The organism is Arthrobacter sp. MDT1-49-2, assembly GCF_059090185.1.
This window is the reverse complement of record NZ_JBNHFK010000002.1, coordinates 126,602-153,124: the sequence shown is the minus strand read 5'-3', so window position 1 is coordinate 153,124 and position 26,523 is coordinate 126,602. Positions and strand designations below refer to the sequence as shown.

The 26,523-nt window shown below is 66.0% G+C and carries 27 protein-coding genes and 1 pseudogene; 19 read left to right on the top strand and 9 right to left on the bottom strand.

The window, feature by feature from the left end:
* Positions 1–57 precede the first annotated feature (57 nt).
* From AC5RTS_RS03225 to AC5RTS_RS03215, 3 genes and pseudogenes are all read left to right on the top strand, one after another.
* Complete coding sequence (locus tag AC5RTS_RS03225; protein WP_493990628.1) at positions 58–1,020, top strand: L-lactate dehydrogenase; 963 nt, start codon at positions 58–60, stop codon at positions 1,018–1,020.
* Between the two features lie 37 nt (positions 1,021–1,057).
* Positions 1,058–1,405: pseudogene (locus tag AC5RTS_RS03220) on the top strand (ATP-binding cassette domain-containing protein); the annotation flags it as partial.
* A 259-nt stretch (positions 1,406–1,664) separates the two neighbouring features.
* Positions 1,665–2,258, top strand: coding sequence for an efflux permease Rv1217c-related protein (locus AC5RTS_RS03215; RefSeq protein ID WP_493990627.1), 594 nt, complete (start codon positions 1,665–1,667; stop codon positions 2,256–2,258).
* 73 nt (positions 2,259–2,331) lie between these two features.
* On the opposite strand, the gene putP is transcribed toward AC5RTS_RS03215, so the two are convergent.
* Positions 2,332–3,840, bottom strand: coding sequence for a sodium/proline symporter PutP (gene putP / locus AC5RTS_RS03210; protein ID WP_493990626.1), 1,509 nt, complete (start codon positions 3,838–3,840; stop codon positions 2,332–2,334).
* A gap of 64 nt (positions 3,841–3,904) precedes the next feature.
* Positions 3,905–4,633 (bottom strand): DUF72 domain-containing protein, encoded by a 729-nt coding sequence (locus AC5RTS_RS03205; RefSeq protein ID WP_493990625.1) that lies wholly within the window; start codon positions 4,631–4,633, stop codon positions 3,905–3,907.
* Positions 4,634–4,748: 115 nt separating this feature from the next.
* Here AC5RTS_RS03205 and AC5RTS_RS03200 point away from each other — a divergent pair, with 115 nt between their 5' ends.
* The 5 genes from AC5RTS_RS03200 (at position 4,749) to AC5RTS_RS03180 (ending at position 8,013) form a co-directional block, all read left to right on the top strand.
* Positions 4,749–5,249 carry an SRPBCC family protein gene (locus AC5RTS_RS03200; protein WP_493990624.1) on the top strand — a complete coding sequence of 167 codons (501 nt, stop codon included), beginning with the start codon at positions 4,749–4,751 and terminating at the stop codon, positions 5,247–5,249.
* Positions 5,250–5,382: 133 nt separating this feature from the next.
* Entirely contained in the window at positions 5,383–6,372 is a 990-nt protein-coding gene (locus AC5RTS_RS03195; RefSeq protein ID WP_493990623.1) for an LLM class flavin-dependent oxidoreductase, read from the top strand.
* A 40-nt stretch (positions 6,373–6,412) separates the two neighbouring features.
* Complete coding sequence (locus tag AC5RTS_RS03190; protein WP_493990622.1) at positions 6,413–6,898, top strand: acyl-CoA thioesterase; 486 nt, start codon at positions 6,413–6,415, stop codon at positions 6,896–6,898.
* Between the two features lie 174 nt (positions 6,899–7,072).
* Positions 7,073–7,615, top strand: coding sequence for a DUF421 domain-containing protein (locus AC5RTS_RS03185; protein WP_493990621.1), 543 nt, complete (start codon positions 7,073–7,075; stop codon positions 7,613–7,615).
* A gap of 194 nt (positions 7,616–7,809) precedes the next feature.
* Positions 7,810–8,013, top strand: coding sequence for a cold-shock protein (locus AC5RTS_RS03180; protein ID WP_146362594.1), 204 nt, complete (start codon positions 7,810–7,812; stop codon positions 8,011–8,013).
* Between the two features lie 178 nt (positions 8,014–8,191).
* On the opposite strand, the gene glsA is transcribed toward AC5RTS_RS03180, so the two are convergent.
* Positions 8,192–10,006 (bottom strand): glutaminase A, encoded by a 1,815-nt coding sequence (glsA, locus tag AC5RTS_RS03175; protein ID WP_493990620.1) that lies wholly within the window; start codon positions 10,004–10,006, stop codon positions 8,192–8,194.
* A gap of 207 nt (positions 10,007–10,213) precedes the next feature.
* Here glsA and AC5RTS_RS03170 point away from each other — a divergent pair, with 207 nt between their 5' ends.
* The 5 genes from AC5RTS_RS03170 to AC5RTS_RS03150 all read left to right on the top strand — a co-directional run bounded on the left by AC5RTS_RS03170 (position 10,214) and on the right by AC5RTS_RS03150 (position 14,920).
* Positions 10,214–10,417, top strand: coding sequence for a cold-shock protein (locus AC5RTS_RS03170; RefSeq protein ID WP_227904088.1), 204 nt, complete (start codon positions 10,214–10,216; stop codon positions 10,415–10,417).
* Between the two features lie 367 nt (positions 10,418–10,784).
* The gene (locus AC5RTS_RS03165; protein ID WP_493990619.1) at positions 10,785–12,122 is read left to right on the top strand and encodes a serine/threonine-protein kinase; all 1,338 of its coding nucleotides are present in this window, start codon (positions 10,785–10,787) and stop codon (positions 12,120–12,122) included.
* Between the two features lie 29 nt (positions 12,123–12,151).
* Complete coding sequence (locus tag AC5RTS_RS03160) at positions 12,152–12,553, top strand: YchJ family protein (protein ID WP_493990618.1); 402 nt, start codon at positions 12,152–12,154, stop codon at positions 12,551–12,553.
* Between the two features lie 149 nt (positions 12,554–12,702).
* Positions 12,703–13,758: a zinc-dependent alcohol dehydrogenase family protein gene (locus AC5RTS_RS03155; RefSeq protein ID WP_493990617.1), complete on the top strand. Its 1,056-nt coding sequence runs from the start codon at positions 12,703–12,705 to the stop codon at positions 13,756–13,758.
* 133 nt (positions 13,759–13,891) lie between these two features.
* Complete coding sequence (locus tag AC5RTS_RS03150) at positions 13,892–14,920, top strand: zinc-binding dehydrogenase (RefSeq protein ID WP_493990616.1); 1,029 nt, start codon at positions 13,892–13,894, stop codon at positions 14,918–14,920.
* 68 nt (positions 14,921–14,988) lie between these two features.
* Here AC5RTS_RS03150 and AC5RTS_RS03145 read toward each other — a convergent pair whose 3' ends face one another.
* Positions 14,989–15,639 carry an NADPH-dependent F420 reductase gene (locus tag AC5RTS_RS03145; RefSeq protein WP_493990962.1) on the bottom strand — a complete coding sequence of 217 codons (651 nt, stop codon included), beginning with the start codon at positions 15,637–15,639 and terminating at the stop codon, positions 14,989–14,991.
* Between the two features lie 54 nt (positions 15,640–15,693).
* On the bottom strand, positions 15,694–16,719 hold the full coding sequence (locus AC5RTS_RS03140) for a LacI family DNA-binding transcriptional regulator (RefSeq protein WP_493990615.1): 1,026 nt from the start codon (positions 16,717–16,719) through the stop codon (positions 15,694–15,696).
* 171 nt (positions 16,720–16,890) lie between these two features.
* Between AC5RTS_RS03140 and AC5RTS_RS03135 the strand changes: the two genes are divergently transcribed.
* The 5 genes from AC5RTS_RS03135 (at position 16,891) to AC5RTS_RS03115 (ending at position 22,986) form a co-directional block, all read left to right on the top strand.
* On the top strand, positions 16,891–18,225 hold the full coding sequence (locus tag AC5RTS_RS03135) for an ABC transporter substrate-binding protein (RefSeq protein ID WP_493990614.1): 1,335 nt from the start codon (positions 16,891–16,893) through the stop codon (positions 18,223–18,225).
* A complete protein-coding gene (locus AC5RTS_RS03130; RefSeq protein WP_493990613.1) occupies positions 18,225–19,175 on the top strand; it encodes a carbohydrate ABC transporter permease in 951 nt (316 codons plus the stop codon). Before AC5RTS_RS03135 ends, AC5RTS_RS03130 begins: the two co-directional genes overlap by 1 nt.
* On the top strand, positions 19,172–20,017 hold the full coding sequence (locus AC5RTS_RS03125) for a carbohydrate ABC transporter permease (protein WP_493990612.1): 846 nt from the start codon (positions 19,172–19,174) through the stop codon (positions 20,015–20,017). The genes AC5RTS_RS03130 and AC5RTS_RS03125 overlap by 4 nt, the downstream gene beginning before the upstream one ends.
* 27 nt (positions 20,018–20,044) lie before the next feature.
* Positions 20,045–21,682, top strand: a complete 1,638-nt coding sequence (locus tag AC5RTS_RS03120; protein WP_493990611.1) for a glycoside hydrolase family 13 protein — start codon at positions 20,045–20,047, stop codon at positions 21,680–21,682.
* Positions 21,683–21,867: 185 nt separating this feature from the next.
* Positions 21,868–22,986: a HoxN/HupN/NixA family nickel/cobalt transporter gene (locus AC5RTS_RS03115; RefSeq protein WP_493990610.1), complete on the top strand. Its 1,119-nt coding sequence runs from the start codon at positions 21,868–21,870 to the stop codon at positions 22,984–22,986.
* A 119-nt stretch (positions 22,987–23,105) separates the two neighbouring features.
* On the opposite strand, the gene AC5RTS_RS03110 is transcribed toward AC5RTS_RS03115, so the two are convergent.
* Positions 23,106–23,714: an NADPH-dependent F420 reductase gene (locus tag AC5RTS_RS03110; RefSeq protein WP_493990609.1), complete on the bottom strand. Its 609-nt coding sequence runs from the start codon at positions 23,712–23,714 to the stop codon at positions 23,106–23,108.
* A gap of 108 nt (positions 23,715–23,822) precedes the next feature.
* Between AC5RTS_RS03110 and AC5RTS_RS03105 the strand changes: the two genes are divergently transcribed.
* Entirely contained in the window at positions 23,823–24,257 is a 435-nt protein-coding gene (locus AC5RTS_RS03105) for a MarR family winged helix-turn-helix transcriptional regulator (protein ID WP_493990608.1), read from the top strand.
* Here the strand turns inward: AC5RTS_RS03105 and AC5RTS_RS03100 are convergent.
* The 3 genes from AC5RTS_RS03100 to AC5RTS_RS03090 are packed head-to-tail and all read right to left on the bottom strand — an operon-like array spanning position 24,254 to position 26,523.
* Positions 24,254–25,075: an urease accessory protein UreD gene (locus AC5RTS_RS03100; protein ID WP_493990607.1), complete on the bottom strand. Its 822-nt coding sequence runs from the start codon at positions 25,073–25,075 to the stop codon at positions 24,254–24,256. The two genes, AC5RTS_RS03105 and AC5RTS_RS03100, sit on opposite strands and share 4 nt — an antisense overlap.
* Before the next feature lie 7 nt (positions 25,076–25,082).
* Positions 25,083–25,859 carry an urease accessory protein UreG gene (gene ureG, locus AC5RTS_RS03095; protein ID WP_493990606.1) on the bottom strand — a complete coding sequence of 259 codons (777 nt, stop codon included), beginning with the start codon at positions 25,857–25,859 and terminating at the stop codon, positions 25,083–25,085.
* The gene (locus AC5RTS_RS03090) at positions 25,852–26,523 is read right to left on the bottom strand and encodes an urease accessory protein UreF (protein ID WP_493990605.1); all 672 of its coding nucleotides are present in this window, start codon (positions 26,521–26,523) and stop codon (positions 25,852–25,854) included. Before AC5RTS_RS03090 ends, ureG begins: the two co-directional genes overlap by 8 nt.

Genomic DNA, 26,523 nt, shown 5'->3' with positions numbered 1-26,523 from the left:
GGGGCCCGCTTATCGTGGGGAACGGGGGTTCCTTCCTATCGTGAGCGAGGCGTGAGAATGGCCAATATCACCACCCGACCCGTCACAAAGCTGGGGATTGTGGGTGCTGGCAGCGTCGGCACGTCTCTGGCCTACGCCGCGATCATCCGGGATGCCGCCCGCGAGATCGCCATTTACGACATTGATGCCGTCAAGGCCGAGGCGGAAGGGCTGGATCTTGCCCACGGCACCCAGTTCACCGGAGCAAACACCGTCACCGGCGGGGGCGACATCAAGGCCCTGGCCGGCGCCGACGTCATTGTGATTACCGCCGGTGCCCGCCAGCAGCCGGGCCAGAGCCGGCTGGACCTGGCCGGCACGAACGTACGAATACTGGAAAAGCTCATTCCGCAGCTGATCGAACAGGCCCCGGACGCGGTCTACATCCAGGTGACCAATCCGGCGGATGTCCTGGCCGTGGCGGCACAGAAGATCGGCGGACTGCCGCGCAACCGCATTTTCTCTTCCGGCACCGTGCTGGACACGTCCCGGCTGCGTCTGCTGCTGGCCCGCAAGGCCCACGTGCTGATGACCAGCGTGCATGCGACCATCATCGGGGAGCACGGCGATTCGGAGTTCCCCGTCTGGTCAAATGCGACCATCGGCCCGGTGCCGATCCGCGAATGGGAAGTCAGCGGCCGTCAGGTCTTCACTGATGAATTCCTGACGGCGGCCACCAACGACGTCGTCAACGCCGCGTACCAGGTGATCGAGGGCAAGGGCGCCACGAACTACGCCATCGGCCTGGCCGGGGTACGGATTGTCGAAGCGGTCCTCAATGCCGAGAACGCCGTCCTGCCCGTCTCTGCCATGCTGAACGGCGAATACGGCATCAGCGGAGTGGCCCTGTCCCTTCCCTCGATTGTGGGCCACAACGGCGTGTACAAAATGCTGGAGATGCCGCTGGATGAATCCGAGACGCAGAAGCTGATGGATTCGGCGGAGACACTGCGCAACACCCTGGCCTCGCTGGGAATTTAGCTGTCCGTGGCTGCAGACATGTCGGTGATCGAGATCCATGGACTGCGGAAGTCCTTCGGCAGGTTCCCGGCGCTGCGGAGTGTGGACCTGGAGGTGCAGCGGGGTGAGGTCCACGTTGGCGTACGTACCAGGGGATGTGTCCCTGTGGCCGGGCATGAGCGGCGGGGAAGCAATCGACCTGCTGGGGTCCCTGCGGGGCGGGTTGGACCCGCGGCGCCGGGCGGAACTGCTGGATCGCTTTGAACTGGATCCGACCAAGCGCGGACGCCAGTACTCCAAAGGCAACCGGCAGAAGGTTGCCCTGGTCGCCGCCCTGGCCGCCGACGTCGAACTGCTTATCCTGGATGAACCCACCAGCGGCCTGGATCCGCTGATGGAAAACGTGTTCCAAGCCGAGATCATCAATGCGAGGCAGCGCGGCACCACAGTGCTGCTCAGCAGCCATGTGCTCGCAGAGGTCGAAAACCTGGCGGACCGGCTGAGCATCATCCGTGAGGGCAGCATTGTGCGGACCGGAACCCTGCAGGAACTGCGCGGGACGGCCCGGGCCACCGTTCACGCAACCCTTGGCCGGCCGTCGGAGGCAGCAGCCGTACCGGGCCTCCACGACGTTCAGCTGGACGGCTCCCGCCTGTCTGCAACCGTTGCCGGTCCCCGTAACGGAGCTCACCGGATCCTTTATCAAGACCATCCTGAGCCTGGTGGGCATCATCGCCGCCGTGGCCGGGGTTCAGATAAACCTGCGGGTGCGGTCAGAGGAGGGGGAAGACCGGCTCGACCCGCTGTTGGCTGCCCCGCTGGGCAGGACCCGCTACTACGCGTCCAATGTGGTTCCGGCCCTGGTGTTCCCCGCGATGATGACCCTCGTTTCCGGCACGGTTATTGCCCTCATTTCGGCTGCTGCCGGGACGGGAATCAGCTTCGGGACCGCTTTCGCACAGGCGGTGCTGACCATCCCGGCCGTGTGGACCGCTGCCGCCGTGGCCGCGGCCGTTGTGGGCGTCCGCCCCCGGTTCAGCGTCGCCGCGTGGGCCGGCGTCCTGCTCTCCTTCGCGCTCACCCTGCTGGGGCCCACGTTCCGGCTGCCGGACTGGGCCCTGGGGATCAGCCCGTTCTGGCACGTTCCCACTGCCGGTTCGGGTCTCCCGGACCTGAGCGGGCTGCTGGGGATATCAGTGGTCACCGCCGTGCTGCTCCTGGTCGGGTTTGCAGGGTTCCGGCGGCGGGATATCGGCTAGAACAGCGGCCCAAAAGGACGGCGCCCTCCCATACGTGGGAAGGCGCCGTCTTGGGGCGGCTCGGCCGTGTAGGTTAGCGGACCGCCGCTGCTTCCTCTGCCGCCGCCGGCGCCTTCGCCAGCCGCACGGCGTCGTCGAACTCCGCATCCACCTCGGGGGAGGGCTTGTGCGTGGCCAGGCTGACCACCACGGCCAGGAGCACGTTGATGAAGAAGCCGGGCACAATCTCGTACAGGGTGCCGGACAGGGCATCGACGCTGCCCCAGATGTAGGCGGTCAGTGCACCGGCAATCATGCCGGTCAGTGCGCCGGCAATGCTCAGCCGGCGCCAGAACAGAGCCAACAGGATGGTGGGGCCGAACGCCGCACCGAAACCGGCCCAGGCGAAACCGACGAGGTCCAGGATGGTTGCGTTGCGGTCCAGGGCAATGAGGATGGAGATCACCGAAACCACCAGCACGCCAAGCCGGCCCAGCGTGACCAGGAACTTCGGCGACGCGTCCCGCTTCAGCACAATCTTGTACAGGTCCTCGACCAGGGCCGAGGACGTCACGATGAGCTGGGAGGAAATGGTGCTCATGATCGCGGCCAGTACTGCGGCCAGGACAAATCCGGCCACCAGCGGATGGAAGAGGATCTGCGCCAGGCTCAGGAACACGGCTTCGGGATCATCCAGGGTCAGGGCGTTCTGCTGGAAGTAGGCCACACCCACCAGGGCGGTGAACATGGCGCCGATGACGCTGAAGACCATCCAGCCGACGCCGATCCGGCGGCCGGCCTTGGCATCGGCGGGGGAGCGCAGCGCCATGAAACGGACAATGATGTGCGGCTGGCCGAAGTAGCCCAGGCCCCAGGCCAGAGCCGAAATGATGCCCAGAGCGGTGCCGCCGGCGATCGGGTCCAGCATGTCCGGGTTCACCTCGCGGAGGGAATCCACCATGCCGCCGAAACCGCCCACCTGCGCCAGTCCCACTGCGGGAACCAGGATCAGCGCCGCGACCATCATCAGCCCCTGCACGACGTCGGTGTAGCTGGCCCCGAGGAATCCGCCGAAGAGGGTGTAGGCAATGGTGACGGCAGCGACAACGAGCATGCCGGTCACGTAGGTGGAGCCGAAGGAACTTTCAAAGAAGACCCCGCCGGCCACGATGCCCGAGGAAACATAGAAAGTGAAGAAGACCAGGATGATGATGCCGGAGACTACGCGCAGGGTCCGGGAGCGGTCCCGGAGCCGGTTCTCCAGAAAGCTGGGAACCGTAATCGAGTTGTTGGACACCAGAGTGTAGGCCCGCAGCCGCGGGGCCACGAACTTCCAGTTCAGCCACGCACCGACGGTGAGCCCGACGGCGATCCAGCCTTCCACGAGGCCGGACACGTAAATTGCGCCGGGCAGGCCCATCAGCAGCCAGCCGGACATGTCCGAGGCACCGGCGCTCAGCGCGGCGACGCCGGGCTTCAGGTCCCGGCCGGCCAGCATGTAGTCATCGAGGCTGTTGGTTTTCCGGTAGGCCCACCAGCCGATGGCCAGCATCGCGAGCATGTAGACCGCCATGGCGATCACCTTGTACGTCTGGTCAGTCATTATCTTGGATTGCCGTTCGTTAGGGGGTAGATCAGGGGGTTACGGCATCCAAGTATGTCAGACGTCACATGTCCATCACTTCGCGCAGGCGCCACGCGTTACGCACGGCGTGCCCCTCGCCGTCGTTGTTGAAATAGGCGTACACGTCCTTGCCCATGCTGTCCCATTCCCTGATCCTCCCGGCCCACCACTGCAGGTCCGCTTCGGAATAGGAGCCCGCGTACAGGTGCTCCGGGTCCGGGCCGTGCAGGCGCACATAAACGAAATCCGCCGTCGCGCGCAGGGTGCAGGGCAGGTGGGCGCCGCTCATCACGGTGTAGGCCGCATTGTGCCGTTCCAAGATGCGGAAGGCTTCCTCGGCGTTCCAGCTCTCGTGCCGAAACTCCACCGCCACCCGGATGGCCTGCGGGAGGTGGGACAGGACGTAGTCCAGCCGGTCGTCGTCGCGCTGCATATCCGGTGAAAGCTGGAGCAGCAGGATGCCGGAACGGTTGCCCAGCGCCTGGAAGCAGCGGTCGATCCGCCCCACCCACTCGTCCGGGTCCCGCAGTTTCCGGGCATGGGTCAGGCCCCGGGGCGCCTTGACCGAGAAGACATACCCCTCCGGCAAGCGGTCCCGGTATGCCGCGAAGGCCTCTTCCCGCGGCCAGCGGTAGAAGCTCCCATTGAATTCCACGGTGTCGAATTCCGCGGCATAGGTTTCCAACCAGAGGCGTGCGGGCACCCCCTTGGGGTAGAGCACATTGCGCCAGTGGTTGTAGGCCCAACCCGATGTCCCGATATGAATGCTCACGCCATCCAAACTAGTGCCCCGCTGCCGTGTGCCGCGGCATTGTGCTCTCCGGGCACCGGTTCCACACTGGAATAAGGACTGCCGCACCACCCGTCCCGCCAGCTAGGAGCCCTCCATGGATGACCAGCTTCCCGACGACGGCGAGGATTTCCTGCACATGGTGAGGGATCTGCCATCCGGTCCCTCCGCCATTTATTCGGCCTGGACCGATCTGGGCAGGATCACGGCGTGGTGGGGGGCCGAGGGCTTTGTTGTTCCGCCGGACCGTGTCTCCCTGAACCACTACGAAGGCGGGGACTATCAGGCATGCATGGTCCATACCGCCACGGGTGACGAGATGTGGTGGGGCGGTGAATACCGGATCCTGCGCCCGCCGCACCAGTTCGAGGTGACACAGCAGTGGAAGCATGCTGACGGCACACCAGCGGGCCCTGTACGGGTGCTCAGCGTGGAGTTGCGGCCGCTGCAGGACCGGGACGGAGGAGAACTCACCCGCATGACATTCCGGGAGGGCCCGTTCAGCGAGGACCGGGTACTGCTGGCGCATGAAAGCGGGTGGAGCGAGTCCTTTAGCCGGTTGGCCGGCTACCTGGCGCGTCACGGAGGCCGAGCCTAGCGCTGCCTCCGGACATGGCGGGCGTTAGGCCCGGCACACGGAGGGAAGAAATAAGCCGGAGTCCCCGGAGGTTGCATCTAGCGTGCCCGGGCAAAAACAACCGGGTACACCGGAAACTGAAAGGCACGCCTCAATGACTGTCCCGCTCTCCATTCTCGATCTCGCCATCATCGATGAGGGTGAGACCGCACGAGATTCATTTGCGTCTTCCCTGGCCCTGGCCCGGGAAGCGGAAAAGCTCGGCTACACCCGCATCTGGTACGCCGAACACCACAACATGCCCACCATCGCCTCCTCGGCCACCAGCGTGCTGATCGGTTACATTGCCGCCCACACGGAGAGCATCCGGCTGGGCGCCGGCGGCGTGATGCTGCCCAACCACGCGCCGCTGACCATTGCCGAGCAGTTCGGCACCCTGGAAGCCCTGTTCCCCGGCCGTATCGACCTGGGCCTGGGCCGTGCCCCGGGCAGCGACCAGAAGACCATGCGCGCCCTGCGCCGGGATCCCATGTCCGCGGACAGCTTCCCCCAGGACGTTCAGGAGCTGCAGGGCTACCTGACGGGCAACACCCTGATTCCCGGCATCAATGCGACGCCGGGCGCCGGCACCAACGTGCCGCTGTATATCCTCGGGTCCTCCCTTTTCGGCGCCAAGCTGGCCGCGGCCCTGGGCCTGCCGTACTCCTTCGCCTCGCACTTCGCCCCGCAGGCGCTGCAGGACGCGGTGAGCATTTACCGGCGCGACTTCAAGCCCTCCGCCCAGCTGGCCGAGCCGTACGTGATTGCCGGCGTCAACGTGATTGCCGCGGAGACCAGCGAAGAAGCCCAGGAACTGTTTGCGGATTCCCAGCGCCGCCGGGTAACCCAGCTCTTTGGCCGCGACCGCACCTTCACCGATGAGGAAGCGGATGCCATCCTGCAGTCCCCGGGCGGCCAGCAGGTCAAGCAGATGGGCCGATACTCCGCCGTCGGCAACCCGGAGGAAGTTCGGGACTACCTGGACTGGTTCACCGGCCATGCCCAGGCGGATGAACTGATCGTTGCCACGCAGACGGCCACCTTGGAGACCCGCCTGCGTTCCTTCCAGCTGCTCGCCGAGGCTGCCCTGCCCGTCAGCGCCTAGGCAGCGGAACCGGCTGTGGCTGTTGTGCTAGATATGAAGGATGAGCCCTAGCACCACAGCCGCGCCTGCTTCCGCCATCCACTGCTCGGTTCCCATGCGCTGGGGGGACATGGATGCCTACGGGCACATCAACAACGTGGAAATCGTGCGGATGCTGGAAGAGGCCCGCGTGCACGCCTTTGGTCCTCCCGGCGGAACGGGAGGACCGGGCAACGCGCCGGCCGTGCCGCTTTTCACCAACGTTCCGCCGGGCACGCAGTCGCTGGTGGTGGAACACCGCATCCGGTATGTCGCCGAGCTGACCTACCGGAACATCCCGGCCGACGTCGACGTCTGGATCAGCGCGCTCAAAGGCGCCAGCCTGACGCTGGCCCATGTAATCTCGGACCCCGTCACGTCCAAGCCGTGCGTGCGGGCCGAGACCACCCTGGCGTTCGTGGGCGGGGCCACGGGCGCACTGCAGCGCCTGACACCGGAGCAGAAGGATATGGCCGCGGCATACATGGGGGAGCCGGTCTTCGCCTGAAGCCCCCTCCGGGCTGCGCTCCTCTCCGGGCTGTGCTCCGATGCGGGGCATGCCCTGACGCGAGGTGGGCCGGGGCGCCGGCCCGGGCGGGCCGGGCCTTCTGCCTGGCGGGCCGCGGCGCTAGCATCGGGAAGACACCGCACCCGAAGATTTCCTTACAGAAGGAGATGCGCCGTGTGGCACAACCTCGGCATCGCCCCGCTGGAAGCACTCTGGGTAGTCCTGGGGGCCGTTGGCATTTACGCGGCCTTCTATTTTTTTGTGCGGGCCTTTGGGCTGCGCGCGCTGGCCACGTGGTCAACCTTGGACAAAGCAGTGGTGATTGCCCTGGGTTCGCTGCTTGGCCGGGTCGTGCTGGGCTATACGCCCACCCTCGCCGCCGGCATCGTTGGCCTGGCCACCCTGTTTGGGATGCTGCGCCTGGAGCGCTGGTGCAGGAAGAAAGACTTCCGGTTTCTCACCAGCAGGCCGATCCTGCTGATGGCGGGCAGCGAGGTACTTCCCGACGGGCTGCGCCGGGCACGGGTGGTGGAGGATGAGCTGTACCTCAAGCTCCGCCAGTCCGGGATCCGCAATTTCTCCGAGGTGGCGGCAGCTGTGCTGGAAACCACCGGAGACGTGACCGTCCTGCGGAGAGGCCAGCGGATAGATCCGCTGCTGCTGCACCGGGTGCCGAACCGGGAACGGATTCCGGCGGAGTTGATGCTGCCGGAGTAACGCCGCCGGAGAGCCGTTTGGACTTGCCGGGGAACCTCGTGTAGGCTGAAACGCAGTTGTTGTGTTGCGCATTTTGTATTTCAAGCGGCGAAACCCAAACGGGCTAGCCGCTTTTCTGTAAAAGCGGTAAAGGAACACCGCGACTGAAACCTCCCGAAAGTCGGGAAGTGTTTCAATCCAGAAGGAATATTAAAATGGCTACAGGTACCGTGAAATGGTTCAACTCCGAAAAGGGCTTCGGCTTCATTGAGCCCGACGACGGCAGCGCCGACGTCTTCGCTCACTACTCCGCTATCAACTCCAACGGCTACAAGTCGCTGGACGAGAACCAGAAGGTTAGCTTCGACACCGAGCAGGGCCCCAAGGGCCCGCAGGCCTCGAACATCCAGGCCCTCTAATTTCTTAGAGACTTTGTAACGGCTTCAATGCCGTAACAGCACCAAGCAGGACGGGTTCGCCCGTCCTGCTTTTGCGTTAACGGGCACACCGCGGGGCACCATGGGCTGCCGGAACCCCGACCCGCAGGGATCGGCCAGTGCGCCGGGCCCGGAATTACTCCGGGCCCGGCGCCGCTAACTAGTCATGAATCCGCACGGCGGCCTCGCGCAGGTACTGCTCCACGCGGGTGTACGCATCCTGCGTCAGGGCCTTCCAGAGATTCATGCTGAGCACCGGGTCCTTGGCGGCCAGTTCCTCAATGGCATCGGCGGTCAGGACCATCACCTGCAGCGGTCCGGATGCCTTGACCGTGGTTTCCTGCCGCTTGTCCTCACCCATGGCCATTTCGCCGAACGTCATGCCCGGTCCCAGCGTGGCAAGCTTCACCCTGCTGCCGTCCGGCCCCGGCATGGAGGTGGTGATATGCCCGGAGACAATGAAGAACACACCGCCAAAGCGCTGGCCGACGCGGCGGACAACGCCGCCGTCCTCGTAGGTGCGTTCCTCCATCATGTCCTGGAGCAGCGCGGCTTCTTCCGGCTGCAGGGGGCTCAGGGCCGGGGAATCCACCGGCTTGATGCTGGCCGGCAGCACCAACTCGGAGCCGTGGCCTTCGAGGAGCCTGTTCTCGCTCCACTCCACGGCAGCGGAACGGGTAGTGAAGGAGGCGGTGTCACGGCCCAGCTCCTGCAGCGCATCGGTGACGGATCCCTCCACATCCACCAGCGCCAGTTCTCGGCCGTTGCGGCGGAGCATGTCCTCCGCTTCGGCAATCAGCCTGATGGCGACGTCGGAAACCTCATCGACACTGCGCAGATCGGCGACCACGATCTCGACCTCCTCCGGCAGTTCGCTGAGGGCACGGACCATGGACTCCGCCCCGGCAAAGAGGAGATCTCCGTTGAGTTCGATGACCTGCACCCGGTGCCCGTGTCCGGCCAGGATTTCGGCTGCCTCGTCGGTGCGGCGGATGCCGGAGGGAGTGGCGGTGATGTCGTAAATCGCACGGATGGCCGAGCGTCCGGTCCGGGCCGCCCGGACAAAATGGAGGCCCAGGTCCGAGGAGAGCCGCTGGCTGACGGCGACGCCCCGCACGCTGTTGCCGTGCTCATCCAGGGGAGGGGAGTAGACCGCAAGCCCCACCTGTCCGGGCAGAACGGCAAGGATGCCTCCGGCCACGCCGGATTTGGCGGGCATGCCCACGTTGCTGATCCAGGATCCGGCGTCGTCGTACATGCCGCAGGTGGTCATGACGGACAGGACCCGTTCCACGGAGGAAAGGTCCAGCACCTCATCGCCGGACAGGGGATGCCGCCCGCCGTTGGCCAGGGTGGCTGCCATGAGTGCCAGGTCCCGGGCGTTGACGAGTACGGAGCACTGCCGGAAGTAGTCCTCGATGATCGGTGTGGGATCGGATTCGATGATGCCGAAGGAGCGCAGCAGATAGGCAAGGGCAGTGTTGCGGTGCCCGGATTTCAGTTCGGACGCGTAAATCCGTTCGCTCACATCCAGGCTCCGGCCGGCGAAGGCGGAGTAGGTATCCAGGATGCGTTTAAACCGGGACCTGCCGCCGGAGCCTTTGACCAGGGACGTGGCGGTCAGGGCACCGGCATTGATCATGGCGTTGGCAGGCCGGCCGGTTCCTTCCGCCAGGGAGATCTCGTTGAACGAGTCCCCGGACGGTTCCACGTCCACCTTTTCATCCACCGCGTCCATGCCCAGATCCGACAACGCCAGCCCGTAGGTGAACGGTTTGGAGATGGATTGGATGCTGAACTCTTCGCGGGTGTCACCGACTTCGTAGACGTAGCCGTCGGCCGTGGCCAGGGCTATGCCGAAGTGATCGGGGTCCACGTTGGCCATGGCCGGAATGGCGCTGTACGGATGGCCGTCTTTCATGCCCGCTATCTCGGCATGGATCCGGCGCAGGTAGTTCTCAATCGGGGAGTCCATACTTCCACCCTATGGGGTCGCAGAGGGGTGACTCTCCGAGGGGTGCGTTATATACTTTTAGCAGTTGCGGTGTTGTGCAATGTGTATGTTCAAGCGGCAGAACCCAGATCCAGGGGGAGCCGCTTTTTCTGTACTTGTCCAAAAAGGCAGCGCAACGTGAAACTCCCCGACGGTCGGGGCAGGTTTCGTTCAGAAGGATGATTAAAAATGGCAACAGGTACCGTGAAATGGTTCAACGCTGAAAAGGGCTTTGGCTTCATCGAGCCCGATGACGGCAGTGCCGATGTTTTCGCTCACTACTCCGCTATCAACGCCAGTGGCTACCGGTCGCTCGAAGAAAACCAGAAGGTTAGCTTCGATACCGAGCAGGGCCCCAAGGGCCCGCAGGCGGTTAACATCCAGGTCGTCTAACTAGACTTTCAGGTCCGTTTCACGGGCCGGCTTGAATCGGAAGCAGGACGGGATTTCCCGTCCTGCTTCTGCGTTCCCCGGCGGGCGGACACCCAGATCGAGCGGTCCAGGGCGCCCACCGGTTTCGGGCCCGCCGCCGTACCCGGCGGGGGCCCCGCGAGTGTCATCCTGCGTCCGCCCGCAGCGCGCGGCCTGCGGCTCGGAATACCTCGCTACGTCGCTGTAAAACGGCTTTGGCGGCGGGTCAGTTTAGCGCAGTTCCGAGGCATCCACGAGGGGTAAATCCAAGGAGAAAAAAAGTCGTTACGGGCCATCTACGCCACGAATCTGCTCCGCTACGCTAGAGAGGGCGAGAGAAGGTTGCAGCATGGAAACCAGCGCAACGGGTGGCCTGGACAGGCTCATTGCAGGCCGATACCGACTCATCGAACCCATCGGGCATGGTGGGATGGCCACCGTCTACCGGGGCCGGGATGATGCACTCGGGCGCAGCGTCGCGGTAAAGCTGTTCCGGGCCAGCGCAGCCGCTCCGGACGATGTCGGGCGGCAGGAAAACGAAATGCGGCTCCTCGCCTCGCTTTCGCATCCGGGACTGGTGACCCTCTTCGATGCGGGCAAGGACGACGGCGTGCAGGCGGAGGCAGACGGCGAACCCCGGACCTATCTCGTGATGGAACTGGTGGATGGAACGGATCTGCGGAAACGGCTGCGCGAAGACGGAGTGCGGCAAACCGACGTCGGTTTCATCGGGGCCGAGCTGGCAGGGGCGCTGGCCTACATCCACCACCGCGGCGTGGTGCACCGGGACGTCAAACCCGCGAACATCCTGCTGCCTCCCGCTATCGAAGGAACGGCGCCGCGGGCGAAGCTGACCGATTTCGGCATTGCCCGGATCCTCGACGGCGCCCGGATCACCGCCGCCGGTGCCACGCTGGGCACAGCGAATTACCTTAGTCCGGAACAGGCGTCCGGGATGGGCGCCGGTGCACCCAGTGACGTGTACTCCCTGGGCCTTGTCCTGCTCGAATGCCTCACCGGCAAAGTGGAATTCGGCGGCAGCGCCATTGAATCCGCCGTCGCCAGGCTCAGCAGGGATCCGGACCTGCCGTCCTTTCTTGACGGCCACTGGCGTGATCTGCTGGCGGCGATGACCAGCCGTGATCCGGATCTTCGCCCGACGGCGGCAGAGGTTTCGGCGGCATTGCTGGACTCTCGCAGGGCCGAGGGCTTTGTCCGTGCCGCCGATGCGTCCGGCCCGCCACCCATCTCGGCGGAAATGTGGAACGGTCCGGTCACCGCTGAGGCGGAGGGCGCCGGCCCGGAGGCTGCGCGGCCGATTCATCCGTCGGCGCCGCTTCCCTCCGTTTCCCTGCCTGCGGAGGCGGATCCTGAGCCAGATGCGGAGCGGCCCGGAACCTCGATGCCTTCGGCCGCACTGCCCCTGGCCTCCGCGCCCAAGGTACCGCCGAGGATCGGAACCGCAGCGGCATCGACCGGTGCCTACCGTACGTCTCCAAGGGTGCAGGTGGTTGCCGATCCCAGGCCGGCGGGTGGACGGGCGCTGCTGGCCCTGCTGGTGGTGGCAGTACTCACGGTGGCGGTTGTCCTGGTGCTGGGCCGGATGGGGGCACTGCCGGACGGCGCGGGCCGGCCTGGCAATATCGGGCCTAACCTCGAACGTCTGCAGGAGGATTTCGGCCCGTAGCGGTGTTGCGAACGCGGGATACTGGAAACATGAGTTCAGCCCCTTTCCCCGTGCCTGCCGTATCCTCCCGCTGCCCCTGCCTGAGCGGAGACACTTATGGTGAGTGCTGCGGCGGGTTCCATGCAGGGCAGACGGCCCCCACTGCTGAGGCCCTGATGCGCTCGAGGTACAGCGCCTTTGCCACCGGCAACGTGCCGTATCTGCTGGCCACCTGGCATCCGGCCCACCGCCCTGAGGATCTGGAGCTGGACCCGACACTCCAGTGGCGCCGGCTGGACATTCTGGCCACCACCGGCGGCGGTCCGCTGGATTCCACGGGAACAGTAGAGTTCCGCGCCCACTACCGGCAGGACGGAGCCCGCGGCACGCAGCAGGAGCTGAGCCGGTTTGTCCGTGAAAACGGCAAATGGCTCTATGTGGACGGGCGATAGCCGCCGGCTTCTTCCACGCTTCCGAGGGCAGGACTACGCTTGAAATCATCCGACGGCTGCCTGCACACGGCAGGTACGTTCCGGGAAGCTCCCGAAAGGCAGGCGCATTAATGGCGCTGCACATGGTCGGATGAGCAGGCGAGGACATTATGAAAGCACTCGTTTACGAAGGTCCCGGACAGAAATCCTGGAAGGACGTACCGGATCCCCAAATCAGGGAATCGCGTGATGCCATAGTCAAAATTGACTCCACCACCATCTGTGGCACCGACCTGCACATTCTCAAGGGCGACGTTCCGGCAGTCACTCCGGGGCGGATTCTCGGTCACGAGGGAGTCGGGACCATCACCGAAATAGGCAGCGGCGTGAGTAACTTCAAGGTGGGGGACAAAGTCATCCTCTCCTGCGTGTCTGCGGACGGGTCCTGCAGCTTCTGCCGCGAAGGGCTGTACTCGCACTGCCTCGGCGACGAGGGGAGCAGTGGCATCGGTTGGATCTTCGGACACCTGATCGACGGCACCCAGGCCGAGTATGTCCGGGCACCGTATGCGGATACCTCCCTCTACCACCTGCCGGAAAGCGTCTCCCAGGAGCACGGTGTGCTGCTCAGCGACATTTTCCCCACCGGTTTCGAAATGGGCGTGCAGTACGGGCAGACCAAGCCCGGCGACGTGGTGGCCGTGGTGGGCGCCGGACCGGTGGGCCTGGCCGTCATCGCCACGGCCAAGCTCTACGGTGCCGCCAAGGTCATTGCCGTGGACCTGGACGCGAACCGGGTGGAGCAGGCGCGCAAATTCGGCGCCACGCACGGGGTGAACTCCGGCGACGCAGACTGGCGGGATCAGATCATGGCCCAGACGGACGGTCGGGGAGTGGACGTGGCCGTCGAAGCAGTGGGTATTCCGGCCACCTTCGAGATGTGCACGGACATTGTCCGGCCCGGCGGGAACGTGGCCAACGTGGGCGTGCACGGGACACCGGTGAGCCTGGCCCTGGACCGGCTGTGGATTGAGAACATCGACATCAGCATGGGCCTGGTGAACACCAATACCCTGCCCATGCTGCTGAAACTGGTGGCGGAGGGAAAGCTTCCGGCGGAAGAATTCATCAGCCACCGGTACCCCCTGCATGACATCATGGAGGCCTATGACACTTTCTCGCGCGCGGCGGAAACCAACGCGCTGAAAGTGATCCTGCAGGCCTAGTCCATTCGCGGAAGCGGCCGGTCGGGCAGCCGAATGCCCGCCCGGCCGCTTTTTGCGCATTCGGGCTGCGGGCAGATAATGAGAACCGCGGTGAGCAACTGCCGCCGCAGTTTTCGTTCAAAAGAGGTTTTCCATGTCCAATGGCACTTCCGCCGGCACCATGATCGCCGGACGTCTCAACGTTGAAACGGGCACTTTCGCCATGAAGGAAGTCCCCATTCCGGATCCCGGCCCCGGATTTGTACGGATCAAGGTAGGTGCCGCCGGCGTCTGCCTCTCCGACGTCCACCTCATCCAGGGCCTGCTGCACCCGCAGTTCCTCAAGGGCAGCGAGGTCACCCTCGGCCACGAAGTGGCGGGCACCGTGGACCTTCCCGGCGCGGGCGTCACCTCGGTGGCTCCCGGTGACCGCGTAGTGGTCCAGGCCGGGTACGAAGTCGACGGGGTCACGCTCACCATGGGTGTGGATTACGACGGCGGCTGGGCGGAATACCTCGTTGTCCCCGCCGGCGTGCTGGTTCCGTTGGGCGAGGACATACCCTTCGACCAGGCCTCGATCATTCCCGACGCCGTCTCCACCCCCTGGGGCGCCATCGCGTCCACCGGCGACGTCCGTGCCGGAGAAGCAGTGGGCGTCTGGGGCATCGGCGGGCTGGGTGCTCACGGTGTCCAGTTGCTGCGGCTGATCGGCGCCGCTCCCATCATTGCGGTGGACCCGATTCCGGAGGCCCGTGAGCGGGCGCTGGAGTTCGGCGCCGACGTCGCGCTGGACCCGATGGCGGAGGATTTCGCAGACGCCATGAAGGCAGCCACCGGCGGCCGCGGCCTGGACGTCGCCTTGGACTTTGCCGGCGTCGACGCCGTGCGCAGCCAGGCGATCAAGTGCCTGGGCCTGCGCGGCCGGCTGGTCCTGGTGGGCCTGAGCGGCAAGCCGATGACGATCAGTGACAGCACCGGGTTCTCCTATGCCCGCAAGCAGATCCGCGGGCATTACGGTTCTGAAGCCCACCACGTGCCGCAGCTGGTGTCCCTGACCCGGTTGGGCCGGCTGGACTTCGCCAAGTCCGTCAGCGCCCGCATACCGCTGGCTGACGCGGAAGCAGCCGTGAAGGCCCTGGACGCCAAGGAAGGCAACCCCATCCGCCTGGTGCTCATCCCATAACCAGAGCAGCCATGCAAAGAAGCCTCCCGCTTACTGGCGGGAGGCTTCTTTCACAGGTGCAGGTTCGGTCAGGCCATGTCCGCATACCGGCGGGCGTCAGCCAGAGCCTGCTCCATGCCCGCGGCATCCAGCGCACTGACATAGGCGGGAGTATCCCGCTGCCAGCGCCACCCTTCGGAGAGCGGTCCGGCATCCACCACGTCGAAGCCGAACTCGTTGATCAGGGAGCGCACCTGGTCCTTGGCCGCGGCGTCGTCACCGGCAATGGGCAGGGCCCGGCGGTTAGGCGTCCCTGCCGGTGAACCCTGACTGGTCAGGTGGTCCGACACGATGTTGTTAAACGCCTTCACCACGTGCGAATCGGGCAGGTGCGACTGCAGCAGTTCACTGGTGGTGGTGGACTCATCGTCCAGCTCCGCGATGTTCCCGTCCCGCTGCGGATAGTAGTTCATGGTGTCGATGACCGTTTTTCCGCGCAGTTCCTCCACCGGAACGTCGGCATAGTTCTTCAGGGGAATGGTGACCACCACAAGGTCGCCGGCCGCGGCGGCTTCGGCAGGTGTGGCCGCCCGCGCCCGCCCGCCCAGTTCCATGACAAGCGGCTCCAGCGTTTCAGGCCCCCGCGAGTTGCTGAGGACGACGTCGTACCCCTGCTTTATCGCCAGGCGCGCCAACTGCGATCCGATGTTTCCGCTGCCGATGAGGCCGATGGTCCTGATCCGCGGTGTGTTCTCCAATGTGCTCATGATGGCTTCAACCACCAAGCCTGCTGTTTATTCCGCGCCCGGGGCAGTGGTTGTTCCACGGACAATCAGGCGGGTGGGCAGCACGATCTCCGGTTGCGCCACGGCCCCGGTTTCCATGCCCTCCAGGGCCATCTGTCCGCCGAGCCGGCCCTGTTCGCGCACCGGTTGGGCCACGGTGGAGAGGTCCAGCAGATCCGCCATGCTGTGGTTGTCGAAACCCATCACCGAGATGTCCGGGCCGGCGATGAGATTGGAGCGGCGCAGCGTGCGCAGTGCACCGATGGCCACCTCATCCGATTCGGTAAAAACGGCCGTGGGAAAGTCGGCGGAACTGAGCAGCGCGGCCATTGCCTCACTGCCGCCCTGCATGCCCCACGGTGCGGAGACCACGTACTCCGGCGGTACCGCCAGCTTCCGTTCCTCCATGGCCTGCCGGAATCCGGCAAAGCGGCTGGTGGACGCCGCACCAAAGGAACCCGTGGCGTTGGTGGAGCGGATGACCGCAATGCGCCGGTGCCCCAGATTGGTCAGGTGCCGGACGGCACCGGCCGCTCCCGCGCCGTCGTCAATCCCGACAAACGGAGCTCCCGGGATCCGGCTGCTGACGGCTACCACCGGGACGCCGTGGCCGGACAGCGCAGCGCTTTCCTCTGCCGACAGGGACACGGCGATGACCACCAGGGCGTCCACCCGGCGACGGAACGGCAGACCCTGGAAAAACGCCGCCCGGTCGCTCGCGCTCTCGGTGCGGTAGAGCAGCACGTCCAGCCCGCTTCCGCGCAGCGCATCCTCCAACCCGGCCAGGGCGGTGGAATGGAACCACTGGTCAATGTGCGGCAGCAGTACGCCCACCGCACCGGACCGTCCCGTCACCAGGCCCGAGGCCGCGGGGGAGACGGCGTAGTCCAGTTCGCGCGCCACCGCGCGGATCCGTTCAGCCTGCGCGGGTGACACGCCGGGACGGCCGTTGAGGGCCCGGGACACCGTGGAGAGTGCGACTTGGGCGCGGGCGGCCACGTCGGCCATGGTGGCGGGGCGGCGGGGAACTGTCACCCGAGTAAGCCTAGCGAACTCGCAAGCGTTTGCGTCATTTGTTCGCTTTATTTGCCGTTGCCGGGCGTGCTACGTTGGCGAACAGGCTCCGATCGGCGTGGATAGGGCATACTTCGCGCGTTGACCAGGAGTTATTCAACGCAAACACTTGCGCAACGAATGGGGAAACGCGTGAAGCATCCACTCGCACACCACCTGCGGACCGCCGCAGCGCTGGGTACCGCCGGCCTGCTGCTGTCCACCGCTGCCTGCGGTTCAGCCGGCGAGGAAGACCCGGCTGCCGGGCAGAGCGCCGAGGAACCCACCTCTCCCGTGACCCTCACCTGGCAGGCGGCACCCTTCGGGAACCGCGCCGATGACGCACGCGTCTGGCTGGTGGAGGAGTTCGAAGCAGAGCATCCGAACATCGACATTGAGGTCATCAGCGCTCCCACGAACGTGGATACCAACCGGGCCAGCCTGGCGACGCAGATCATGGGCGGTGCCTCCACGCCGGATATCTATAACGGCGATGTCGCCTGGGCCGCCCAGCTGGCGGACAACGGGCTCGCGCTGCCGGTGGACCGGTACCTCCCGGCGGACTACTTCGACGGCTTCGATCCCGCCGTCGTGGAGGGAGCCACCTTCGAAGACCAGGTCTACGGAATCCCCCTGACCCTGGACCAGTCCTTCCTGTACTACCGCAAGGACCTGCTGGAAAAACACGGACTGCCGGTACCCGCCACCTGGCAGGAGGTCGCCGAGCAGGCCCGGACACTGCAGGACGCCGGCGAGGTTGCCGAAGGCATCACCTGGCAGGGCGCCTCCTATGAAGGACTGACAGCCGTGACCAACGAGTTCGTTGCCTCGGCCGGCGGAGCCCTGGTGAGCGATGACCTCTCCGAAGGGCTGATCGATTCACCCGAAGCCATCGAAGCGGTGGAGTTTATGCGCGGGCTCGTGGCGGACGGAACCAGCCCCCGCGGTGTTCCCACCTACCAGGAGCCGCAGTCGCTGCAGACTTTCACCAACGGTGACGCCGCCTTTATGCGCAACTGGGCGTATGCCTATGCCACCGCCGAGAACGAGAAGACATCGGCCATTGCCGGAAAGGTGGGGGTCACCTCCATGCCGGCCTTCGGTGACGGAGACACCAACGCGGCTTCGGTGGGCGGCTGGAACGTCTATGTAAACCCGCACACCGAACAACTCGGGGCGTCACTGACATTCCTGAAGTGGCTGACCAGCGCCGAAACCCAGACAGACCTCGCCAAGCGGTCCTCCACCATCCCCACCCTGGACGCCGTCCGGGAAGCCGAGGACGTGCAGGCACTCTCTCCGGTGATCGTGGCCAGCGCCGGCAATGACCTGGTGGCCCGTCCCACGGCGTCGCCGTACTATCCGCAGATTTCCCAGTCCATCTACGGGCAGGTCAACGGCATCCTGGCCGGGACCACGGACACGGGCGCCGGCCTCGAGGCCGCCCGCAACGGGATCCGGTCCGCACTGGAAGGCAGGAGCCTCTGATGGCCGTCACTACACCCTTGAAACCGCGCACCCCGCAGCCGCCGGCGCCCAAGCGGCCCCGCCGCGGCCTGAGCAGCTCTGCTGCCCGCACCGGCTGGATCTACCTGACCCCCACCCTGGTGGTCGTCGGGCTGATCACCCTGTTTCCCATCGCCTTCTCGGTGGTGATGAGCTTCTCCAAGGTGGAGCTGGGGTACTCCGGGTTTGAGCTGACCGGATTCTCCGCAGATAACTACATAGCCCTGTTCTCCAGCCCCCGGTGGGCCCACGCCGCGCTTTTCACCATCTTCTACACCGTGGTCACGGTGGTGATCGAGCTGGTGCTAGGCACCCTCGTGGCCCTGGTGCTGGAACGGCTGGCCAACTGGCGCGGCTGGATGATGGCCCTGCTGCTGATCCCCTGGGCCATGATCACCGTGATCTCCGCCCAGCTGTGGTCCTACATGTACAACGCCTCCTACGGTGCCATCTCCTGGTTCCTCGGCCTCTTCGGCGCGGATCCGGTGATCCTGGGCGAACCGGCCTCGGCCATCACCGCCATGATGGTGGCGGATATCTGGAAGACCACACCGTTTGTCGCCATCATTGTGCTGGCCGGACTCGTGGTTATTCCCAATGACCTCTACGAGGCCGCCGAACTGGACGGGGCCAATGCCTGGCAGACCTTCTGGCGGGTGACCCTTCCGCAGCTCACCGGCACGCTCGCCATCGCCGTCCTGTTCCGCGTCCTGCAGGCCTTCGGTGTGTTTGACCTGCCGTTTGTCCTTACCGGGGGCGGGCCCGGAACCTCCACGGAATCCCTGGCCCTGCTGGGGTGGAAGGTGATGTTCCAAAGCCTGAACCTCGGTGCCGGTGCCGCCATTGCCGTCACCACCGGAGCGCTGGTGTTGCTTGCCTGCCTGCTCTCGCTTAAAGCCTTCCGCTCCCAGGTCAGTGAGGAAAAGCCATGAGGAACCGCACCCGCAAAGGATGGCGGAAGTACGTCAACACCATCAATATCAGCGCCGTGCTGATTGCCCTGCTCACGGCCCTGCCCATTTACTGGCTGTTTGCCAGCTCCTTCAAGCCCACCGGGGAACTGGGGGCCCTGCCGCCGAGCATCCTGCCGCAGGATCCCACTCTGGACCACTACCGGGAGGCCTTCGGGCAGTACTCCTTCTCCACCTACATGCTGAACAGTGTCCTGATCGCCAGCGTGACCACCGCCGTCGTCCTGGCGCTGGCACTGTTCTCGGGCTACGCCCTGGCCCGGATGCCGGTACGAGGCAAGGCGCCCCTGCTCGTGGGGCTGCTGGTGATCTCGGTGTTCCCGACCATCGCGGTGCTGACGCCCCTGTACCTGCTCGAACGCAGCCTGGGCATGCTGAACAGCTACCACGGCCTGATCCTGCCCTACATTGCCTTCAACCTGCCGTTTGCCGTGTGGATTATGCGCAACTATCTCAAGGACCTGCCCTTCGAACTGGAGGAGTCTGCGCGGATGGACGGCGCCTCCAGCACCCGGACGGTGCTCTCGATCATCCTGCCCGCCGCACGTCCGGGCCTGTTCACGGCCGGCATCTTCACTTTCACGGCCAGCTTTACCGAGTTCCTCATGGCCATGACGTTCAACTCGGAAGACAGCTTCCGTACCGTGCCGGTGGGCATCGCCCTGTTCGGCTCGGAATTCGACATACCGTACGGCACCATTTTTGCCGCCTCGGTGATAGCAATCCTGCCCATCGCCATCCTGGTCCTGGTGTTCCGCAAATCAGTGGTCTCGGGCATGACGGCCGGTGCGGTAAAGGGATAGCGCGCAGTAAAGGGATAGGAGCAGTACATGGAAAACAGCAAGACCCAGTGGTGGCGGGACGCCGTGATCTACGAGGTGTATGTGCGCAGCTTTGCGGACAGCAACGGCGACGGCATCGGGGACCTGCCGGGCATCACCTCCCGGCTGGATTACCTGGCCTCCCTGGGGGTGGATGCCCTGTGGCTGACCCCCTTCTTCCCATCACCGCAGGCCGACGGAGGCTACGACGTCAGTAACTACCGCGACGTTGAACCCATGTACGGGACGCTCGGCCAGTTCCGGGAACTGCTCGACGCCGCCCACGCACGCAGCATCCGCATGATCGTGGACATTGTGCCCAACCACTGCTCCGACCGGCATCCGGACTTCCAGGCAGCCCTGGCTGCCGGACCCGGGTCACCGGAACGGGAGAAATTCATCTTCCGGGACGGACTCGGCAAGAACGGCGAGCTCCCGCCGTCGGACTGGCAGTCCAAGTTCGGCGGTCCGGCCTGGGAACGCGTGCCGGACGGCCAGTGGTACATGCACATCTTCTCCAAGGAACAGCCGGACTTTAACTGGCGCCACCCCGAGGTTTGGGCCGACTTTGAACGCACCCTGCGTTTCTGGTCCGATCTGGGCGTGGACGGGTTCCGGATTGACGTGGCCCACGGCCTGATGAAGGACCTTGAGCTGCCGCTGCGCAACACCTACGGCGCCGACATTGCTCCGCTGCTCTCACCTCCGGAAGGGGACAACCACCCCTTCTGGGACCGGGAGGACGTGCACGAGGTTTACCGGCAGTGGCGCACTGTCCTGGACGAGTACGATCCGCCGCGGCTGGCCGTGGCCGAAGCCGGGGTGAGCCTGGACCGCCTGCCCTTGTATGTGCGGCAGGACGAACTGGACCAGGCCTTCAACTTCTTCTACCTGCGCAGCCCCTGGGACGCAGCAGAGCTTCGCCGGGTCATCGACGCCGCGCTCGCCGGGGTCGCCTCGGTGGGCGCGGCCACCTCCTGGGTGCTCTCCAACCATGACGTGGTCCGGCACCGCACCCGGTACGGCCTGCCCGCCGGGACGGACCTGCTCCGCTGGCTGGCGGACGACGGCGCGGATCCGGCTCCCGACGACGCCGCCGGGGAACGCCGGGCCCGGGCGTCCCTGCTGCTCACCTACGCCCTGCCCGGTGCCGCGTACCTGTATCAGGGTGAGGAACTGGGCCTGCCGGAAGTGGCCGACCTGCCGGCAGCGGCCCTGCAGGACCCGATCTTCGAGCGGACCGGAGGCGTGGAGAAGGGCAGGGACGGCTGCCGGGTTCCCCTGCCCTGGGAGGAGGACGCGCCGGGCTACGGCTTCAGCACCGGAAAACCGTGGCTGCCGCAGCCCGCCGATTGGGGCAAATTTGCGGCCTCGGCGCAGGAGGGCGACGCCGGTTCCTTCCTCTCGCTCTACCGCCAGGCCGCAGCGGTGCGGCGCACGTTCCTTGCCACCAATCCGGGATCGGAGATTCACTGGCTGGATGCAGGGCCTGAGGTTCTGGCCTTCCGGCGCGGGGAACTGATCTGCCTGCTGAACCTCGGATCAGAACCGGTCGCGCTGCCGGACGGCACGGTGATCCTGGCCAGCGAACCGGGAATCGAGGACCGGCTGGAAACCGACCAATCCGCGTGGATCCGGTGCCCGTAAGCCCCGCCGCGGCGCCGTCATCGGATGCTGCGCTGTCGTGGGATGCTGCGCCGTCGCCGGATGCGGCGACGGCGTCCGGGGCACATCCGGATCAGGCGTAACACGGGTTCACCGTAACGTTGCGGAAATCTGCCCGGCCTAGGCTCGGGCGCAGACTCTGTTCCCGTTTTGAATGGTTGGCCCGCATGACCACGCCCGCAGCCGCACCTCCTACCGCCGCACCCCCTTCCGCTGCACCCGGAACACGCAAACCGGCAGGCAAAGCCCTCTGGGGTATGGGGCTGGGTGTTTTGGCCCTGCACCTGCTGGGGTGGGGCGGCTTTGCCCTGCTGGTGCTGCCGCATGACTACACCGCCGCCGGGGGAGCCGGCTTCGGCGTGGGCCTCGCACTGACCGCGTACCTGCTGGGGGTGCGGCACGCCTTCGATGCGGACCACATTGCCGCCATCGATAACACCAGCCGCAAACTTGCCGCCGGCGGAAAAGCCCCGGTCACCACCGGTTTCTGGTTTGCCCTGGGACATTCCACGGTGGTGCTGGTGGCCGTTGCGCTGCTGGCCGCCGGCGTGAACGCACTGGCCGGGCAGCTGTCCGACGACGGATCGGTGCTGAAACAGGTGGCCGGGGTGTGGGGCCCGGCAGTGTCCGGCTCGTTCCTGCTGCTGATCGGTGCCATCAACCTGCTGGCGCTGCGGGGGATTATCCGCGCCTACCGGAAGCTGCGCGCCGGCGGGTACAGCGACGTCGAGCTCGAACGTGCACTGGACCAGCGCGGGCTGATGGCCCGGCTGCTGGCACCGGTGTCACGGCGGGTGGATAAAGCGTGGAAACTCTACCCGCTGGGATTCCTGTTTGGCCTGGGGCTGGATACCGCCACCACCATTGGCCTGTTTGTGGTGGCCGGCGGCGCCGTCGTCCTGCTGCCCTGGCAGGCGGTGATGGTGCTGCCGCTGCTGTTCACCGCAGGCATGGTGCTCTTCGATTCCCTGGACGGGATCCTCATGAGCCGGGTCTACCGGTGGGCATTCGACTCCCCGGAGCGCAAGGTGTTTTACAACCTGGTGATCACTGCCGTGTCCGTGCTGGCGGCCTTCGGCGTCGGCCTGGTTGTCCTGGGCGGGCTGCTGACGGAAACACTGGCGCTGACCTCGGGTCCGGTCGCCTGGCTGGGGAACCTGGACCTGGAGTACTTCGGGTTTGCCGTGGTGGGACTGTTTGCGGTCGCCTGGCTCGGCGCCTATGCGTTCTGGAAGGTTTCCGGCGAACGGAACGGTGCTCGGGGAACGGCTGCCGAAACCAGCTGAGCAGGTGCCATGCCTGCCGGCGGGGCCGGCAGGCATGGATCGCAGCCCGGGCAGGATCACCGGCATGGTTTCGGCCCGGCACCCCTGAGCGCCGTTCCCGGCAGCCCGTTTCCTTGCCGCTATCGGGTGACAGCAATGTTGAATGCCGGGCTGCGCAGGGCACCCATCAGCGCTGCGAAGAGCAGGAAGTAGTGTTCCACGGCACGTGCTGTGCTGATTCCGCCGAGGTCCACCTGCCGGTCGGGAGCCCAGCCAAGATCCGCCAGCAACCCGGACACCAGGGCCTTGGCCTGGGGATCATCGCCGGAGAGGAAAACGCTGGTGGGTGCGGACAGCTGGCTCGGATCAATGCCGATGGGCCCGCCGACGGTGCTGAGGGTTTTGACTACCATCGTTGCGGGCAGCGCCTGCTGCACGCGTTCACCCAGACTGGAATCGGCATAAATAAGGTCCATCTCGCTGTTCACCGCGTTGCCGATGTCAATCAGGACACGGCCTTGAAGCGGCCCGCTGAGCGTGCCCAGGATGTCCAGGGAATGCGCGGCCGCCAGCGCGCTGACGACAACGTCGCCGGTACCGGCGGCGTCGGCATATCCGGTGGCCGGGCCGGGCAGATCAATCTGCTGCTCAGGTGTCCGGGACCCGTAAACCACCTCATGTCCTGCCTTCGAAAATCCCTGCCCGAGGGTGCGGCCCATATGTCCGGTGCCGAGGATGGAGATACGCATGGGAGTGTCCTGTCCGGCGGCCGCTGCCGCCTGCTATTATTCGAATTTGAACCAACATCCGAAACGTAACATGTTGTTCAAATTTGAACAAGGCCTGGAAGGAAATTCTTGTCCGCCACACTCAGTGCAGACGAACTTGCCGCCTATTTCGTGCTCCGTGCGGCGGGGGACCGCCTGCAGCGGGCAGTCGCCCGGCAGCTGAGGACCTACGGACTGACCGAGGTCCAGTTCTCAATCCTGGCGCAGCTCAGCTCGGCACCTGAGGGGATCGGCATGACCGAACTCGCCGGAGCCCTCGTGGTGACCAAGAGTGGTTTGACGTATCAGGCCGGCCAACTGGAAGGCAAGGGGCTGGTAGCCAGGACCGCCGATACCGCGGATGACCGCGCCGTCCGGCTGACCCTGACCCCCGAAGGCAGGGAGCTGGTTTCACGGGTTCTTCCGCAGCATGTGGCCCTGGTCCGGGACCTGTTCATTGACCGGATGGATTCCGCCGAACTGGCCACCGTGCGCGCCTCACTGGCGAAGGTGGCACGGGACTAGGCTTCCCGGTCCGGTGCGCCCAGCGCCTCGGCCTTCCACTGCCAATACACCGGTTCCAGGGAATGGTCTGCCGTGTGGGCGGTCCCGGCCAGCGCGCGGCATATTGCGCCCGGCTGCGCGAGTTCGAACCTGCGGGCGCCGGCTCCCGGTGCCCCGGTCCGCTCTTCGCCGGGCGGTCCCGGCCGCCAGCCGGCCGCCGTCACGCTGCCCATGACCTTGGACCCGCCCAGGACGCCGACGGCGCGGTGCCGCATTCCGTGCAGGTCCAGGTCCTCGTAAAGGTAATCGTTCTCCGGGCCGGACACGCGGGTGATGCTGCGCAACGGGCCGGCAACCTCGCCGGTACGGCCCAGCACCAGGGTCTCCCGCAGCAGGAACCGCGCCCCCTGTCCCATCCGCACGCGGGTGTCCCGCAGGACGTTGGAGCCTGCGGCGGCCACGAAGGCGGCGCCTTCCCAGATCAGCACGGCCCCTTCGCCAAGGACCGCGTCCAGGGACCAGCGGGACTGCCGGCCCTCGGCGTCGTACGCCACCATCCCGGCAGGTTCGATCACCTCCAGGGTGACGCCGGGACCCACGGCAATTTCGATCCGCACGTCGTCGCCGCCCAGCAGCATCATGTGGATGCCGATCAGGGCCACCCGCAGGTGCCGGCGCCCCGGAGCCGATCCGCCGGCTACCGGCCGTGGCGCCAGATAGAGGCCCTGGTCCAGCAGCGCAAAGCGCGCCCCGTCCCCGGACGCCTCAACGGCAATCCGGGTCGGCCGGGACGCGGCGCCAGGCCGGGCGGTGGCACCCGTGTCTGTGCCTGCCGACATGCCGGTCTCAGTGCTGGTGGGGGACAGCACCGGCACCTTCGTCGTCGTGCGTGTGGATGTAGCCGCCGCCGTCTTCGTCGGCATGGAAATGCGGTGCCATGGGCCCCGGATCCTGGGGAGTATGGCTGCCTGCCCGGTGTTTGGCCACCATCTCCCGGACCCACGCGCTGAGCTGGTCCACGGTGTCCTGCTGTTTGCGGGACAGGGCCAGCACCGGGCCGCCCTCGCGGGCCTCGACGGCGTCGGCAAGCATTTGCTCCACGTCCACTTCCACGTACGGTGCCAGGTCGATCTTGTTGATCACCAGCAGGTCCGCACGGGCAATGCCGGGACCGCCCTTGCGGGCGACGTCCCCGCCGCCGGCCACGTCCAGCACAAAGATCTGCGCATCCACCAGTGCGGGGGAGAAGGTGGCGGTCAGGTTGTCGCCGCCGCTTTCCACCAGGACCAGGTCCAGCGGGGCGAAGTCGGATTCCAGGTCTTCAACGGCCAGCAGGTTTGCAGTGACGTCGTCGCGGATGGCGGTGTGCGGGCAGGCACCGGTCTCCACCGCACGGATGCGTTCCTCCGGCAGCACTCCGGCCGAGCGCAGGAACCGGGCGTCCTCATCGGTGTAGATGTCATTGGTGATCACGCCGATCTGCAGCTCCCGGGCCATGGCCCGGCAGATGGTGGCAATCAGCGAGCTCTTGCCGGTTCCCACCGGCCCGGCAACACCCAGGCGCAGCGACCGGGTGGACGTCGCGGGGGAGGGGGTGGTCTCTTGGGGAAGGTTTTCAGGCAACGAACAGTCTCCTTGTTCTGGTGGTGTGGTCTTCGGCCCAGTGCTCCATCCAGGGGGCACTGAGCGCGGGAATCTGGTCCGGGGTCTGCACCCGCAGGGATTCCCGGGCGACGGCGTCCATCTCCTCGGCCGCGGCCAGGATCCAGGCCGTCGCGTCCATCGGGTCAATCGGCAGAAGTTTCAGGGCGGCGGCCACCACGGACTGGGCGTCGTCGTAGCAGCACAGCCGGGCGAGCTGGAATTCGTCCACGCCCAGCGCCGCGGCGGTCACGCCCAGGGCTACCGGGCGGGTGGGTTTGGGCACGGTGCGCAGCAGTTCGACGACGGCGGGATGGCCGGGCCGGAGCTTACCGGCCAGGCGCAGCATGCCGCGGCCCAGCCGGCGGGAAGCATCCCGCTGCGCGGCGGAGGGCGTGCGCGCATCCAGGGCCGCCTCAATCCAGGCAAAGCCTGAATCCATCCGGTGCGCCAGCACCGCGGCGGCGGTCTCCACCCGGACAACGGTCTGCAGCCGGGAACGGAGGTACGGATATACCCCGTCCACGCCCAGCCCGGCAATCACCGCAGGTTCCAGGCCGGCCGAGTGTGAGTAGGCTCCGGAGGGCAGGCGGGAGTCGGCCAGCAGAAACGCGGCCACGCCGGCGTCGGAGGGAACGCCCGTCAT

Coding starts and splice junctions, on each gene's coding strand:
- AC5RTS_RS03125 (WP_493990612.1), top strand. CDS start 19,172: ATGAGGAACCGCACCCGCAAAGGATGGCGGAAGTACGTCAACACCATC.
- AC5RTS_RS03100 (WP_493990607.1), bottom strand. CDS start 25,075: ATGTCGGCAGGCACAGACACGGGTGCCACCGCCCGGCCTGGCGCCGCG.
- AC5RTS_RS03155 (WP_493990617.1), top strand. CDS start 12,703: ATGAAAGCACTCGTTTACGAAGGTCCCGGACAGAAATCCTGGAAGGAC.
- AC5RTS_RS03150 (WP_493990616.1), top strand. CDS start 13,892: ATGTCCAATGGCACTTCCGCCGGCACCATGATCGCCGGACGTCTCAAC.
- AC5RTS_RS03120 (WP_493990611.1), top strand. CDS start 20,045: ATGGAAAACAGCAAGACCCAGTGGTGGCGGGACGCCGTGATCTACGAG.
- AC5RTS_RS03115 (WP_493990610.1), top strand. CDS start 21,868: ATGACCACGCCCGCAGCCGCACCTCCTACCGCCGCACCCCCTTCCGCT.
- putP (WP_493990626.1), bottom strand. CDS start 3,840: ATGACTGACCAGACGTACAAGGTGATCGCCATGGCGGTCTACATGCTC.
- AC5RTS_RS03110 (WP_493990609.1), bottom strand. CDS start 23,714: ATGCGTATCTCCATCCTCGGCACCGGACATATGGGCCGCACCCTCGGG.
- AC5RTS_RS03160 (WP_493990618.1), top strand. CDS start 12,152: ATGAGTTCAGCCCCTTTCCCCGTGCCTGCCGTATCCTCCCGCTGCCCC.
- glsA (WP_493990620.1), bottom strand. CDS start 10,006: ATGGACTCCCCGATTGAGAACTACCTGCGCCGGATCCATGCCGAGATA.
- AC5RTS_RS03225 (WP_493990628.1), top strand. CDS start 58: ATGGCCAATATCACCACCCGACCCGTCACAAAGCTGGGGATTGTGGGT.
- AC5RTS_RS03200 (WP_493990624.1), top strand. CDS start 4,749: ATGGATGACCAGCTTCCCGACGACGGCGAGGATTTCCTGCACATGGTG.
- AC5RTS_RS03190 (WP_493990622.1), top strand. CDS start 6,413: ATGAGCCCTAGCACCACAGCCGCGCCTGCTTCCGCCATCCACTGCTCG.
- AC5RTS_RS03130 (WP_493990613.1), top strand. CDS start 18,225: ATGGCCGTCACTACACCCTTGAAACCGCGCACCCCGCAGCCGCCGGCG.
- AC5RTS_RS03090 (WP_493990605.1), bottom strand. CDS start 26,523: ATGACGGGCGTTCCCTCCGACGCCGGCGTGGCCGCGTTTCTGCTGGCC.
- AC5RTS_RS03170 (WP_227904088.1), top strand. CDS start 10,214: ATGGCAACAGGTACCGTGAAATGGTTCAACGCTGAAAAGGGCTTTGGC.
- AC5RTS_RS03180 (WP_146362594.1), top strand. CDS start 7,810: ATGGCTACAGGTACCGTGAAATGGTTCAACTCCGAAAAGGGCTTCGGC.
- AC5RTS_RS03165 (WP_493990619.1), top strand. CDS start 10,785: ATGGAAACCAGCGCAACGGGTGGCCTGGACAGGCTCATTGCAGGCCGA.
- AC5RTS_RS03195 (WP_493990623.1), top strand. CDS start 5,383: ATGACTGTCCCGCTCTCCATTCTCGATCTCGCCATCATCGATGAGGGT.